The 14,102-nt window shown below is 70.5% G+C and carries 12 protein-coding genes; 10 read left to right on the plus strand and 2 right to left on the minus strand.

All coding sequences use genetic code 11. The annotated features are described in order from the left end of the window. Nucleotides 1–16: 16 nt before the first annotated feature. The gene (gene gltX, locus ACN469_RS27905; RefSeq protein WP_498772554.1) at nucleotides 17–1,456 is read right to left on the minus strand and encodes a glutamate--tRNA ligase; all 1,440 of its coding nucleotides are present in this window, start codon (nucleotides 1,454–1,456) and stop codon (nucleotides 17–19) included. An 87-nt stretch (nucleotides 1,457–1,543) separates the two neighbouring features. On the opposite strand from gltX, the gene ACN469_RS27910 reads away from it, so the two are divergent. From ACN469_RS27910 to ACN469_RS27925, 4 genes are read left to right on the plus strand one after another with little or no spacing between them, the layout of a single operon-like run. Further along, nucleotides 1,544–2,107, plus strand: a complete 564-nt coding sequence (locus ACN469_RS27910) for a hypothetical protein (protein ID WP_498772556.1) — start codon at nucleotides 1,544–1,546, stop codon at nucleotides 2,105–2,107. Then, entirely contained in the window at nucleotides 2,104–2,985 is an 882-nt protein-coding gene (locus tag ACN469_RS27915) for a myxosortase-dependent metalloprotease, MXAN_2677/MXAN_2678 family (RefSeq protein ID WP_498772558.1), read from the plus strand. The genes ACN469_RS27910 and ACN469_RS27915 overlap by 4 nt, the downstream gene beginning before the upstream one ends. Then, the gene (locus tag ACN469_RS27920; protein ID WP_498772560.1) at nucleotides 2,982–3,941 is read left to right on the plus strand and encodes a myxosortase-dependent metalloprotease, MXAN_2677/MXAN_2678 family; all 960 of its coding nucleotides are present in this window, start codon (nucleotides 2,982–2,984) and stop codon (nucleotides 3,939–3,941) included. Before ACN469_RS27915 ends, ACN469_RS27920 begins: the two co-directional genes overlap by 4 nt. Before the next feature lie 10 nt (nucleotides 3,942–3,951). Next, on the plus strand, nucleotides 3,952–4,671 hold the full coding sequence (locus ACN469_RS27925) for an HAD family hydrolase (RefSeq protein ID WP_498772562.1): 720 nt from the start codon (nucleotides 3,952–3,954) through the stop codon (nucleotides 4,669–4,671). A 37-nt stretch (nucleotides 4,672–4,708) separates the two neighbouring features. Here ACN469_RS27925 and ACN469_RS27930 read toward each other — a convergent pair whose 3' ends face one another. Continuing rightward, a complete protein-coding gene (locus ACN469_RS27930; protein ID WP_498772564.1) occupies nucleotides 4,709–6,763 on the minus strand; it encodes a TonB family protein in 2,055 nt (684 codons plus the stop codon). Nucleotides 6,764–7,008: 245 nt separating this feature from the next. Between ACN469_RS27930 and ACN469_RS27935 the strand changes: the two genes are divergently transcribed. The 6 genes from ACN469_RS27935 to ACN469_RS27960 are packed head-to-tail and all read left to right on the plus strand — an operon-like array spanning nucleotide 7,009 to nucleotide 14,097. Further along, a complete protein-coding gene (locus ACN469_RS27935; protein ID WP_498772565.1) occupies nucleotides 7,009–7,575 on the plus strand; it encodes a chemotaxis protein CheW in 567 nt (188 codons plus the stop codon). Next, entirely contained in the window at nucleotides 7,572–8,933 is a 1,362-nt protein-coding gene (locus tag ACN469_RS27940; RefSeq protein ID WP_498772567.1) for a CheR family methyltransferase, read from the plus strand. Before ACN469_RS27935 ends, ACN469_RS27940 begins: the two co-directional genes overlap by 4 nt. A 31-nt stretch (nucleotides 8,934–8,964) precedes the next feature. Continuing rightward, nucleotides 8,965–10,566, plus strand: coding sequence for a methyl-accepting chemotaxis protein (locus ACN469_RS27945; RefSeq protein ID WP_498772568.1), 1,602 nt, complete (start codon nucleotides 8,965–8,967; stop codon nucleotides 10,564–10,566). Beyond that, nucleotides 10,563–10,973, plus strand: coding sequence for a response regulator (locus tag ACN469_RS27950; protein WP_498772570.1), 411 nt, complete (start codon nucleotides 10,563–10,565; stop codon nucleotides 10,971–10,973). The genes ACN469_RS27945 and ACN469_RS27950 overlap by 4 nt, the downstream gene beginning before the upstream one ends. Nucleotides 10,974–10,980: 7 nt before the next feature. Continuing rightward, the gene (locus tag ACN469_RS27955; protein ID WP_498772572.1) at nucleotides 10,981–11,544 is read left to right on the plus strand and encodes a chemotaxis protein CheW; all 564 of its coding nucleotides are present in this window, start codon (nucleotides 10,981–10,983) and stop codon (nucleotides 11,542–11,544) included. Between the two features lie 9 nt (nucleotides 11,545–11,553). Beyond that, nucleotides 11,554–14,097, plus strand: a complete 2,544-nt coding sequence (locus ACN469_RS27960) for a hybrid sensor histidine kinase/response regulator (RefSeq protein WP_498772574.1) — start codon at nucleotides 11,554–11,556, stop codon at nucleotides 14,095–14,097. Nucleotides 14,098–14,102 lie beyond the last annotated feature (5 nt).

A 14,102-nucleotide genomic window follows, 5' to 3' on the forward strand; every position in this document is an offset into this window, starting at 1 on the left:
CTTCGTCTGCCCGACGTCACCCGGCCCGCGTGAGCGCGGCGTCGATGCGACGCAGGGCCTCGTCACGCCCCGCCAGCAGCAGCGTCTCGCCGATGCCCGGGCTCGTGGTGTTGCCGGTGATGGCGACCCGCACCGGCTGCGCCACCTTGCCCATGCCCACGCTCGAGGACTCGCTGACGGACTTCACCACGCCGTCCAGCGCCTCCACCGTCCAGTCAGGCAGCGCGGCGGCTGCCTCGCGCACCTTGCGCAGCAGCACGAGCGAGTCACCGACGAGGTGCTTGGCCGCCGCCTTCTCGTCGAGCGTGACGCCCGAGCCGAAGTAGAGCGCCGCCGTCGTCGCCATCTCCTCCAGCGTGCGAGCGCGCTCCTTGAGCGCATGCACCAGCGGCACCAGCCGCGAGTCCCCCTTTGCCTGGAAGCCCTTGGCCTCCAGGAAGGGCACCAGCCGCTCGGCGACGGTGGCCTCCGGCAGGAGCTTCATCCACTGCTGGTTGAGCCACAGCAGCTTCTCCGGGTTCCACACGCCGGACGTGGTGCCGACGTCGGAGAAGTCGAACCACTGCTCCATCTGCTCGCGGGTGATGACCTCGTCGTTGCCGTGGCTCCAGCCCAGGCGGATGACGAAGTTGCTCAGCGCCTCCGGCATGATGCCGGTGCGCTTGTGGAGCATCACGTCCGCCTCCGGGTGCTTGCGCTTGGAGAGCTTCTCGCGGTCCGGCCCCAGGATGAGCGGCAGGTGCGCGAAGTCGGGCGGCTGCCAGCCCAGCGCCAGGTACAGCATGAGCTGCGGGAAGGTGGAGTTGACGTGCTCCTGCCCGCGCGCCACCAACGTGATGTCCATCAGGTGGTCATCGATGACGCAGCCGAAGTTGTAGAGGGGGATGCCATCCGCGCGCAGCATGACCCAGTCGTCCAGGTCCGAGTACGGCTTGGTGATGACACCCAGCGCCTTGTCGTCGAATGACACCGTGCCCTCGGTGGAGGGCATCTTGAAGCGGATGACGGCCTCCTCCTCGCGACGTCCCGCGGGAGGCGCCTTCAGCTCACGGCACGTGCCGGGGTACTTGTAGAAGCCGCCGGACTTCTCCATCGACTCGCGCTGGGCCTCCAGGTCCTGCTTCGTGCAATAGCAGCGGTAGGCCTTGCCCTCGGCGAGCAGCCGCTGGGAGTACTCGCGATAGGTGTCCAGGCGCTGGGTCTGGAAGTAGGGCGCGTGCGGGCCTTCCTTGCCGGGGCCCTCGTCCCAGTCGATGCCCAGCCACACCAACCCGTCGAGGATGGCCTGCACCGACTCGGCGGTGGAACGCACGCGGTCGGTGTCCTCCATGCGAACGATGAACGTGCCGCCGAACCTCCGGGCCTGGAGGTAGTTCATCAGCGCCGTACGGGCACCGCCAATGTGGAGGTAGCCGGTGGGCGAGGGAGCGAAGCGGACGCGTGGGGCAGTGGGCATACGGGCGCGCGAATTAGCAGGGAGGCGGTAGGGGGTCAACGCGGATGGGCACGCTGAGGTATGGTGCGCGCCGAGGAGAGAAATCGTATGTCGATTCGTCAGCTATTTCGCATGGGGATGGTGACGGTGGCCCTGCTGGGCGCCTTGCCCGCGGCCGCCACCACACAGCTCCGGGTGGATCTGTCGCAGCTCTCCCGGGACTCCGACACCGTCGTTCACGGCGTCGTGCGTCGCGTGGAGAGTCGATGGAGCGGTGACGGCATGCGCATCGTCACCGACGTCGAAGTCGAGGTGAAGGAGCCGCTCAAGGGTCAGCCCGGCAACACGGTGCTCGTGACGCAGCCCGGGGGCCAGGTGGGCGATATCGGACAGGAAGTGCACGGGCTTGCCTCGTTCAAGACAGGCGAAGAGGTCGTCATCTTCCTGCGCAAGCGCGGCACGCAGGCCTTCCGTCTCTCCGGCGGGGCGCAGGGCAAGTACCAGGTGCTGCGCGAGGCCGCGGGCAAGCCCGCCATGGCCGTGCCGGAGCCCACCGAGGCGCTGCTGCTGGACCCCGTCACGCGCCAGCCGACCACCGTCGTGGAGAAGCCCAGGACGCTCGCGGAGCTCAAGGCCGCCATCCGCGCCGCGCTGACGGAGCCGGCACCGTGACGCCCGCGGCAACCCTGCTCGCGGTCCTCGCGCTGGGACAGTTCGACCCGTATGTCCGCAGCCGCGTGACGCCGGGCAATGACACCACCCAGTGCCTGTACTGGACGGTGCCGAGCATCACCTGGAGCCAGAGCACCCTCGGCAACGCGGACACCCAGGGCGACACGGAGTTCGACGCCGTCCGCGTCTCCTTCCAGAACTGGGAGGACATCTTCGCCAGCTGCGGCAACCTCAACCTGGTCGAGGGCCCCCGTATCGCCGAGCGGCGCGTGGGCTACCTGCGCAACCAGGACAACCACAACGTGGTGCTGTTCCGCACGAAGGCCTGTAGCGCGCTGGTGGCGGGCACGGATGCGTGCTGGAAGGCGGAGACGTGCGCCAATCAATACGACTGCTGGGATGACGACGAGAGCACCCTCGCCATCACCCTGACGACGTACGACAAGCGCTCGGGCATCATCTACGACTCGGATATCTCCTTCAACGCGAGCCAGTACGCCTTCACCACGTCGAACGGGCCCACGTGTTTTCCTCCCGTGACGACGGACTGCGTCTCCACCGACGTGCAGAACACCGCCACGCACGAGATTGGCCACTTCGTCGGCCTGGACCACACGCGCGCCGCGGGCTCCACCATGAACCCGAGCGCGCAGCCCGGTGAGGTGTCCAAGCGCGCCATCGACTCCGGCTCGCGCGCCTTCGTCTGCTCCGTCTACGCCAAGGGCGGCCCCAGTCAGGCGTGCCTGCATCCGGTGGTGAACGAAGAGCTGGGCCCGAAGGGAGGGGGCTGCTCAGCGACGGGCGCTTCGTCGCTCGGCCCCGCGCTGCTGGCCTGGGTGCTGTGGCGGCGGCGTCGTGGCCAGGAGGGGCGCTCATGAAGACGCGGTGGATGCTCGGCCTCGCGCTCCTCGTCTCCTCGCCCGCCCTGGCGCAGGAGGAGTTTCCCTATCGTCGCACCGTCGTTCCGGGCAGGCCCCTGTGTCTGCTGTGGCCGGTGCGCGAGTACATCTATCACCTGGACGCGGCCGGCAGCTCGCGCACGCCGGGAGACACCGAGGTCGCCGCCATCGAGGCGTCGTTCGAGTCCTGGCGGCAGGTGTCGAAGACGTGCAGCGACTACGCCTTCAAGCGGGGCGACGACTGGAGCCTCCCCGTGGCCGTGGGCTACGACCAGGTGAACCGCTACGCCAACTACAACATCGTCACGTTCCGCGAGACGTCGTGTGATGACGTCGTCGCGGCGGAAGACCCGTGCTGGGAAGCGGAGACCTGCGGCAACCAGTACACGTGCTGGGAGCACGGCGAGGGCACCATCGGCCTCACCACCTCCACGTTCAGCTTCACCGACGGCCGGGTGCTCGACTCGGACATCGAGCTGAACGGGTCCCAGCCGGGAGGCAGAGTCGGTTTCCTGTTCACCACGGTGGACTCGCCGCCCTGCGTGGGGACCCCGGCGACAAACTGCGTCGCCATGGACCTGCAGAACACCATGACGCACGAGATTGGCCACGTGGTGGGGCTGGACCATGTGCCCGTCGCGGGCGCCACCATGGAGCCCACCGCGCCTTCGGGTGAGACGCGCAAGCGCATCATCGACCCGGGCTCCGCCGCCGGCTTCTGCTCCATCTATCCCGAGGGCCTTCCGCCCAACCAGTGCCTCATGCGCGCGGAGGCGGGCATCGTGCTCCTGGCGGACGGGCGGGGCACCGGATGCACCTCGGCTCCTGGCGCGGGTGTCATGGGGGCCTGGCTGGCCGCCGTGGCCCTGCTGCGGGGGAGGCGGCGGACGGGCGGACGTCGGGACGGCACTGCGTCCACTCGCGAGCGGACTTAGAACGAAGAACGTGGCTGTCGCCTTCTTCGACCTCGACAAGACGTTGATTGCCGCGAACTCCGGCTCGCTGTGGGTCCGCCGCGAGCTGGAGTTGGGGCACATCACCCGGTGGCAGGCCCTGCGCGCGAGCCTGTGGATTGCCCGCTACCACCTGGGCTTCGTGTCCATGCAGGACGCGCTGGAGCGCGCCGTCGCGCTGCTCGCGGGCTCGCGGGCGAGTCCCATCCAACGGCGCACCGCGGACTTCTACGAGCAGACGGTGCGCTCGCTCTATCGCCCGGGTGCGCTCGTCGCCTTGGAGGAGCACCGCCGCGCCGGAGACAGGCTGGCGCTGTTGACGTCGTCGTCGGGCTACCTGTCGGAGTGGGTGGCGCGCGAGCTGCGCCTGGACGCCGTGCTGTGCAACCGCTTCGAGGTGGACGCCCAGGGCCTGCACACGGGCCGCCCGCTGGGGCCCATCTGCTTCGGCGAGGGCAAGCTCACGTACGCGCAAGGCTACGCGCGCGAGGTGGGCGTTCCGCTGAGCGCGTGCTCCTTCTACACGGACTCGTACTCGGACCTGTCGGTGATGGAGGCGGTGGGGCGGCCGGTGGCCGTGCATCCCGACCACCGGCTGAAGCGCGAGGCCCGGAAGCGGGGCTGGCCGGTGGTGAGCTGGGGTGTTCCGTCCGGAGGGGGCGCCATGTCCTTGCCGCCCGCGCCTCCGGTGGTGCCTTCCACCGGGCCCTGAGCTCGAGAAGCCCACGGCCCGGCGGCAAGCAGTGACGTCAGCGACGCGGCGCCACCAGTCGCATGCTGAAGGTGTAGTCCACGTTCACCGGATGGCCCTGGTACATGATGGGCTTGTAGGTGCGCGACTGGAGCGAATCCAGCACCGGCTTCTCCATGTACGTGACGGACTTGATGACGCGGCACTTCTCCACGCGGCCCTTGGTGGTGATGGTGCAGCGGACAATCATCACGCCCTCGGCCTTGGCCGCCATCGCCTCGCGCGTGTAGACGAGGTCCTTGCTCTGGTCGAGCATCTCCGGGCGGGACATGTCCTCGTTGTAGGGCAGCACGTCGCCCCGCGCGGAGGCGAGCGCCGCGGTGGGCAACACCGGCACCGCCAGCCCACCCGACACGCCCTTGGCCTGCGTCGCCGCCGCAGCGCCCACCGCGCCCGCCGTCGGCGGAACCACCGGCTCCGCGACCACCGCCTGCGTGGGCGAGAGCATCACCGGCGCGGACATTCCGCCCGGCGTCGCCACGGGCTCGGCCACTTCGACCTCGTCCGTGGCGGAAGCGGCGGACGCCACCTCCAGGCCTCCACCGCCACGCGAGCCACCCCGGCGCTTCTGGAGCTTCTGCGACAGCACCACCTCGCCGGAGCCGCCCGTGACGACGGTCTCCATCTGGTAGCCCTCCATCGCGAAGGTCAGCTCCACGGTGATGGAGCCGTCCTGGCCCGACGGCAGCTCCAGGGTGAAGGGCGTCGTGCCGCGCTCCTTGCCTCGATAGAAGACGCGCGCGCCGCTGGGCTGGCTCATCAACTTGAAGCGGACCTTCTGCGCGCCGGCGGGGACGACCGCGTCCTGCGTGGGCGCCGTGGGAGGCGCCTGCACCGGAGCCTGCGCCACCGCCTCCGGCTTCGTCTCCGGAGTCTTGGCGGGGTCCTTGTTGCTCATGAAGAAGATGGCGCCCGCGGCGACGAGTCCCGCCACCGCCAGGCCGCCCAGACCGCCGATGGCCAGCGTGCGCTGACGGGCGCGCTGGACGGCGACGGGCACCTCCACGCTGATGTCCACCGCGAGCGTGTCACCGGAGTCCGTGCCCGCGCTGCCAGCACTGGAGAACAGCGGAGACGGGTAGGGGCCCGTCGTCGTCGCGCCACCGGGACGCTTGAAGATGCCGCTGTTGCCGCCCGCGGACATGCTCGCCTCGCGCAGGCCCTCCAGCAGCTCGTCCATCGTCTGGAAGCGCCGCGCCGGGTCCTTCTCCAGGCAGCGACGCACCACCGCCTCGATTTCCGGCGGCACCGCGATGTCCGGGCGGAGCTGCTGGAAGGTGGGCGGGGCTTCCTTGTAATGGGCGAAGATGAGCTCGATGTGGTCCCGCGCGATGAACGGCGGGCGCCCCATCAGCATCTGGAAGAGCACGATGCCCAGCGAGTACACGTCGCTGCGCGCGTCCGTCGCGTTGCGCGCCTGCTCCGGCGCCATGTACTGCGGCGATCCGAGGAATGTTCCGTTCTGGGTGATCTCCGGGGAGATCTGCCCCTCCTGCGGCGCAGCCACCGACTTCACGAGCCCGAAGTCCAGGACCTTGACCAGATCCTGGTCCTGCTCGTTGAGCAGCATGATGTTCGCGGGCTTGAGGTCCCGGTGGATGATGCCCAGGCTGTGCGCCTCGCGCAGCGAGCGGCAGATCTGCTGGGTGATGGCGATGGCGCGGGACCACGACAGCGGCCCCACCTGCCCGAGCACCTGGGCCAGCGTGCGGCCGTCCAGGTACTCCATGGCGATGTAGAAGATGCCATCGTCCGTCTGCCCGTAGTCGATGACGGTGACGGTGTTGGGATGGCGCAGCTTCGAGGTGAGGGAGGCCTCGCGCAGGAAGCGCTTCTGGAAGCCGGGGTCCCTGCTGCTGGAGTAGCTGGGGTTGAGGACCTTGAGCGCGACGACTCGCTCCAGGGGGGCCTGCAGGGCTCGGTAGACCTTGCCCATGCCGCCAACACCCAGGGGGTCCAGGATGCTGAAGCGACCGTTCAGGGTGCGGCCGATGAGCGGATCCGCGCCCGTCGCGGCAGGCGTCTCGGGGTTCGGCGAGTCGCCCTTGATCATTCGTACCCCCTGACAACAAGCAACATGGATTCTCCAGGAGTGTGCCGGGTACGCATCAAACCATATCTCCACTTCCGGACGCACTCCCGGCCTGTGGATCCACGACGCACCAGGGTGGCTGACAGCACACACGGGGGCCGTCGGATGTGGGACGGTCCATTTCACCCCGCATTGACGCTCCTTCACTGCCCGGACTACCGTGAGTCCACCCGCGCGCCAGGGCAGAAGCGGGCGGGGCCGCCCCCATGGCAGACACCCCCCACTCCCCCGTCATTGAAGCCCAGCTTCGTCGAACCTCCGTGCAGGAGCGTCTTGGCGCGCTGGAGGTCGAGCAGGCGCGCTTGCGCCAGGAGCTGGTCTCCCTGTCGGGAGAGCTGCGACTGCCGGGCCTCTATCTCACCCTGGACGCCGCGGGCACCAGCGCGCTGCTGGTGGCGGACGCCGTCCAGGAGGTGGTGCGGCTGGTGGAGCTGGAGCCGCTGCCCGGAGCCCCTCCGCATGTCGCGGGGACCTTCATCTACAGAGGAAACCCCGCCGTCGCGGTGGACCTGGCCGCGCTGCTGGGCGTGACGCGCGAGCCTGCGCTGGATGCGCACCTGGTCATCTGCAAGGGCGCACGTCCGGTGGCCGTGCTGGTGGACCGGGTGAGAGACCTCGTCGAGGCGCCGGTGCTGGTGGAGGGCACTCCGGACGGCGACGTGGCCCTGCCATGGGATGGCACGGGGCTGATGGCGGGCCTGTGCCGCACGCCCGAGGGGATTCGCCCGCTGCTGCGCATCTCCGCGGTGCTGGTGGGGTCGGAGGAGACGTGAGCGAAGCCGTCCTCGATGACGCGACGCTCGTGCAGGTCGAGGAGGTCCTCCGGGCCGCCTGCGGCCTGACGCTCGCGCACAGCCTGCGACGCTCGCTGGAGACGGCGCTGGCGCGCTCCGCCGGGTCGCGGGGCCTGTCTCCTTCCGCGTTCCTGACCGCGCTGCTGCGGCGGGACGCGCAGGCGGTGGAGACCTTCATCGAGCACGCCGTCATCGGCGAGACGTACTTCTTCCGCCACCCCGAGCACCTCCGCTCGCTCGCCAGGCTGGCGCCTCCCCAGGCCGGGCCCTTCTTCCAGGTGTGGAGCGCGGGCTGCGCCAGCGGCGAGGAGCCCTACAGCATCGCGATGGCGCTGCTCGCGGCGGGCGTGCCCGAGGGCCACTTCCGCGTGCTGGCCACGGACGTGTCGGGCCGGGCGCTGGAGCGCGCGAAGGAGGGCCTCTACGGGCCCTGGTCCCTGCGGCACATCGAGCCGGAGCTGGAGAAGCGCTTCCTGGAGCCCCGGGGCGAGCAGCTCTCCGTGGTGGCGCAGGTGCGGCGCATGGTGGAGTTCCGTCGCCACAACCTGGCCATGGAGCCGCCGCCCGTGAGCGCGCCGAGCGCCATCTTCTGCCGCAACGTCCTCATCTACTTCCCGCCGGACCTGGTGCGGCAGGTGCTGGAGAGCTTCGTCTCCGTGCTCGCGCCGGGCGGGCTGCTCTTCGTCTCGCCCGCGGAGGTGCCGCTCACCAACGGGCTGGGCCTGGAGGCGGTGGACGCCGAGGGCAGCGTGGCGCTGCGTGTTCCGCCCCCGGGCTGGACGCGCCCCGCGCCGCCGACTCCTCGCGCCGTTCGCGACGCGGCCACGGCGCTGCGCGCGGCGGCGAAGGCGCTGCCGCCCCGTCCACCTCCCGCGCCGGAGCCTCCGCCCAAGCCCGTCGTCGCGGCGCGGACGGTGACGCCTCCGGTTCCCACCCTCAAGGACCCGATGGCGCGGGCGCTGGACGCGGCGCGGGCCGGGCAGTTCGCGGAGGCGGAGGCGCTGGCGCGCGAGGCCGCGAAGGCGCTGGTTCCGGAAGCCTATCTTCTGCTGGCGATGGTGGCGGAGGAGCGCGGAGAGCTGAACGGGGCGGTGGAGGCGGTGCGCAAGGCGCTATACCTGGAGCCGAGGCTGGCGCTGGGGCACGCGACGCTGGTGGCGCTCTATGGGCGCATGGACCGGCCCGAGGACGCGGAGCGCGCACGGCAGAATGCGCTGCGCGCGCTCGACGGACTGGACGACGAGCAGCCGTTGCGCGGAGTGGAAACGATGACCGCCGGAGGCCTGAGGCAGGCCCTGGCTCCAAGAACGCAGGCCGGATGGCAGGGGGCGCGCTGATGACGCGCCATCCTCACCGGTGGGAGGCAAAGTGGACGTCAAAGAGACGAAGCTGACACTGCCGGCACGACTCGCGGTGGGACGCCTCAGTCTGCGATTCAAGATTGTCGCCGTCACGGGTGTGACGGGCGTGCTGGTGGCGGGCATCCTCATCCTCGCCTTCTGGGTGCAGATGAGCGGCGCGCAACGGGAGGACCTGTCACGGCGCTCGCGCTCGGTCAGCTCGGAGCTGTCCCGGACGCTGGCGCCCATGCTGGTGGCCAGCAACCTGGACGCCAGCCGCATCCAGTCCACGGCGCACGGGGTCCTCCGGCACGTGCCGGATGTGGCCTACGTGCTGGTGCGCGACGCGAAGGGCGACCTGCTGGCGGAAGTCGCCGCGGAGCGCTTCGCGGGCGCGGACCAGCCGTCCGCCGAGGGCGAGGACGCGGTGGAGCGCCGGCTGGTCATCAACGACGAGTCGGTGCTGGAGTCCACGGTGCCGGTGCTCTCGCCGGGAGCCAATCGCCGCGTGGGCACCGTGCAGGTGGCGCTCCACGAGGAGGCGCTCACCAACGCGCTGAAGGGCACCACCCGCTTCACCGTGGTGCTCGGCATCTTCATCCTGGCCGCGTGCCTCATGGCCTCGTGGTTCATGTCGGGGTTGCTCGTCGTCCCGCTGGAGCGGCTGGCGCGCGCGGCGTCGGGCATCGCGGGCGGCAACCTGCGCCAGCAGTTCGACACCGTGTCCGAGGACGAGATTGGCGAGGTGTCCCGCAGCTTCGCGGCCATGTCCGAGGGCCTGGCGCACCTGCTGGAAGACCTGCGCGGCGCGGCGTCGGAGATGGAGAAGGAGGCGGTGGGCGTGTTGACCACGTCCTCGCAGCAGTCCGCCATGGCGCACCAGCAGGCGTCCGCCATCAGCGAGACGAGCACCACCGTGGCGGAGATTGCCCAGACGTCCAAGCAGGCGACCGCCTACGCGGACGCCGTCATCTCCCAGACCCAGAAGTCGGAGACGCTGAGCTCCGAGGGCCAGAAGGTCGTCGCGGAGAGCGTCGCGGGCATGGAGAAGCTGGGCGAGCAGGTGAAGGCCATTGCCCTGTCCATCACCGACCTGAACGAGCGCACCCTCCAGATTGGCGACATCATCAGCACGGTGAAGGACGTGGCGGAGCAGTCGAATCTACTAGCGCTCAACGCCTCCATCGAGGCGGCCAAGGCGGGCGAGCACGGGCGCGGCTTCGCGGTGGTGGCCACCGAGATGCGCACCCTGGCGGAGCAGTCGCGGCTGGCCGCGGAGCAGGTGCGTGGCCTGCTCAACGAAGTGCAGAAGGGAACGCGGGCGGCGGTCAGCGCGACGGAGGAGGGCAGCCGGCGCGCGCAGGCGGCGATGGAGCTGGCGCGCGGCGCGGGCTCGGCCATCCTCGGACTGTCCGAAGTCATTCGCGAGTCCTCCGGCGCGGCCCGGCAGATCGCCGGCAACACCCGGCAGCAGACGATTGGAGTGGAGCAGATCGCCGCGGCGATGGGCGAGCTGACGTCCGCCATGGGAGACTCCGTCGTAGGGACGCGACGCATCGAACAGGTGGCTGGAAACCTGACCAATCTCTCGAAGCGCTTCTCGGACCTGGTGGGTAGGTACCAGCTATGAACGCAAACGTGGCGACGACACGACAGGCCTTGAAGGTCCTCATTGTCGAGGACACGAAGACCATCACCAACTTGCTCCAGGTCTACCTGATGGGATGGGGATTGGAGTTCATCGACGCGCCCAATGGCGTGGAGGGATTGAGCAAGGCGCGAGAGCTCAAACCGGACCTCATCATCTCCGACGTGCAGATGCCGCTGATGGACGGGTTCGCCCTGTGCGCGGCGGTCCGCGCGGACAGCCATCTGCACAACATCCCCTTCATGATGCTCACCTCCCTGAAGGACGACGCGAGTCGTCAGAAGGGCAAGCTGGTGGGCGCCAACGCCTTCCTCAACAAGCCGGTGTCGGTGGATGACCTGCGCTCGAAGGTGAGTGACATGTTGAAGCTGCCCGCGAAGACCCGGTGATGCCCGAATGCCGAGTGACGAGGTCAAGGTGAACAACGATTCCTCGGGCTCCCAGCCCCAGCTCGACGTTGCCCACGCGCCCGGAGTGAGCGCGGAGAAGCGCCGCGAGGTGCTCGGCGCGCGCGCTCGCGCCCTGGCCGAGTCTCGTCACGAGGAGCACCACGAGGTGCTGTCGGTGCTCGCCTTCCAGGTGGGAGGTGAGCGCTACGCGGTGCGCATCGAGCACGTGGACCATGTGCTGGAGGCGCGCGGCATCTCCTCGCTGCCCGGCGCGCCGCCGCATGTGCTGGGCGCGCTGGCCAGTCGCTCCCGGGTGGTGCCGGTGTTGGACCTCCGCCAGTTGCTGGGGCTGGAGGGTGGCGGCATGTCGGACTTGGGAAAAATCGTGGTGGTGGAAGTGGGCGAGGAGAGCTTTGGCCTGGCGGCGGAGACGGTGGAGGGCCGCAAGGAGTTGCCGAAGTCCGAGCTTTCACAGCCCCCGCCGGGGCCCTTCCTGTACCTGACTCCGGACCGACTGACGGTGCTGGAGCTGGAGCAGCTCGGAGGCCCGGCCGGCCAGGCGCGGGAATAGAGGCGCGACATGGATCCGCAGCTCTTGCGCAGCATCTGGCCGGTGTTCTCCGCGGAGACGCGTGAGCAGATCCAAGCCATTGGAACGAAGGTGCTCGGATTGGAGGGCCCTTCGCGCGAGCGTGAGGCGGACCTCCTGCCCTCGCTCAAGCGACTGGTGCACAGCCTGAAGGGCTCCGCGGCGAGCCTGGGACTCGATGACATCGAGCAGGTGGTGCACGCCATCGAGGATGGGCTGGCTCACATCGAGCCGGACACCGGCCTCCCCCGCGCCGCGGTGGAGTCCATGCTGCGCGGCCTGTCAGGCATCGAGGCGGCCATGGCCCGGGGCGACGCGGGCGAGGCGCCTCAAGTGGATGGCCTGAGCGCGCTCCTGAAGCTCCTGGGGCGCGACGTCTCCATGCCAGAGCCCACGACGGCGGCCTCCGGCCTGTCCTCGAAGGGCCTGGAGGCACTGGACTTCCTGGAGGCGTCGCTCGGCGCGCTCTGCTCGCCGGACGTTCCGGACCGGGCCGCCGTGGTGCGCAAGGCGATGGAGCGGGCGCGCGCGCTGCGAGGCTCGGCGCAGGAGTCCGGGGCCACGAGGCTGGCGACGCTGTCCGAGGCCGCCGCGCTGGGCTTCGCGCGCATGGAGCCCGGCGGCGACGCGGCCAGCCTGGCTGCTTCCGACGTGGCCGGCACGCTGGTGGAGCTGCGGGCCCAACTGGAAGAGGGCGGCGCGCGGAACATGGCGCGCACGGTGGATGCGCTGAGGGCCGTGCCGGCGCCCACGCCCGCGGACTCGGCCACGCCGAGCGCGCAGGCGCCCGCGCCGCGGGAGGAGACGCGCGGCACCACGGCGGACCACACGGTGCGCGTGGCGGTGAAGACGCTCGAGTCGCTGGCGCTCCAGGTGGAGCTGCTGGTGGCGGGACGGGCGCAGCAGGCGCGGCGCTCCGAGGGCTACCGCGCGCTGTCGGACGGGACGCACGAGGTGTTGCGGCACCTGGAGCGCGCGTCGTCGCAGCTCACCCTGGCGGGGGGCGGGCCGGCGCTGGAGTCGCTGCGCTCCGGCGTGGCGCTGATGCGGACGATGCAGAAGCGCCTGCTGGAGGTGTCGCGCGAGGCGCACCGCGACGGCGAGCAATTGGCGCTGGTGGCCCAGGTGGCGCGCGATGACCTGCGCGACCTGCGCATGGTGCCCGCGTCCCAGCTCATGGAGCCGCTGCGCCGCACCGTGCGCGAGGTGTCCACGCGGCTGGGCAAGGACGTGGCGCTGGAGCTGACCGGCGGCGACGTGCGGTTGGACCGGCGCATCCTCGACGCGCTGAAGGACCCGTTGTTGCACCTGGTGCGCAACGCCATCGACCACGGGCTGGAGTCCCCCGAGGAGCGGCGCGCGGCGGGCAAGTCGGAGACGGGGCGCCTGACGGTGCGCGTGGAGCCTCGGGGTGCGCGCATCGGCGTGATTGTGGAGGACGACGGCTACGGCCTGTCACCGGAGCGCGTGCGCGCCACGGCGGTGCGCCGAGGCCTGTTGTCGGAGGAGGAGGCCGCCAAGCTCACCGACGCGCAGGCCGCGCGGCTGGTGTTCCAGCCGGGCTTCTCCACGCGCGAGCAGGTGACGGCGACTTCGGGACGCGGCGTGGGTCTGGACGTGGTGCAGGCCACCGCGGCCCGGCTCCAGGGCTCCGTCGACGTGGAGTTCTGGGCCGGACGGGGCACCCGCTTCACCGTGGACCTGCCGCTGACGCTGGCGTCCGCGCTGGGGCTGCTGGTGCGCACCGGCACGACGGTGTCCGCGATTCCCTCCGACAGCGTGGAGCGCGTGCTGCGCCTGAAGCCCGAGGACGTGGGCACGGTGGCGGGCCGCGTGGTGGCTCGCGTGGACGGCGGGCAGCTCACCTTCCTGCCCCTGGCGGAGGCCATCGGCCTGCCTCGGCTGCCCCTGGCCATTGAGTCCGGGCAGGTGCAGACGGCGGCGCTCGTCGTGGTCGGCGGTGACAAGGTGCTGTACGCCATCGACGAGGTGGTGGGGCAGCAGGAGATTGTCGTGCGCTCCCTGGGCAAACACCTCCAGAGCGTGCGGCACCTGGCCGGCGCCGCGGTGTTGGATGACGGGCGCGTGGTGCCGGTGCTCAACGCGCCGGAGCTGGTGCGCGCGGCCCGGCCGGAGACGCGCTCCACGGGGACGGAGGCGCGGCGGCCGCGCATCCTCGTGTGCGACGACGCGCTCACCACGCGCTTCGCCATGAAGTCGCTGCTCGAAATCGCCGGCTTCCCGGTGGTGACGGCGGCGGATGGCGAGGAGGCGTGGGGCGTCCTGGAGCGCACGCCGTGCCAGCTCGTCGTGAGCGACTGGCAGATGCCACGCCTGGACGGCGTGGGGCTCGCGCGGCGCATCAAGTCGCACCCGACGCTGCACTCCACGCCCATCATCCTCGTCACCTCGCTCGACAGCCCGGAGGACCGGGCGGCGGGACTCGAGGCCGGCGCGGATGGCTACCTCGTCAAGCGCGAGGTGGAGCGCGGCAAGCTGTTGGAGCTGGTGCGGCAACTGCTGCCGACCCGCTGACGCCG

Origin of the sequence: Corallococcus terminator (assembly GCF_049194865.1) — a bacterium.
GTDB classification, from domain to species: domain Bacteria; phylum Myxococcota; class Myxococcia; order Myxococcales; family Myxococcaceae; genus Myxococcus; species Myxococcus terminator_A.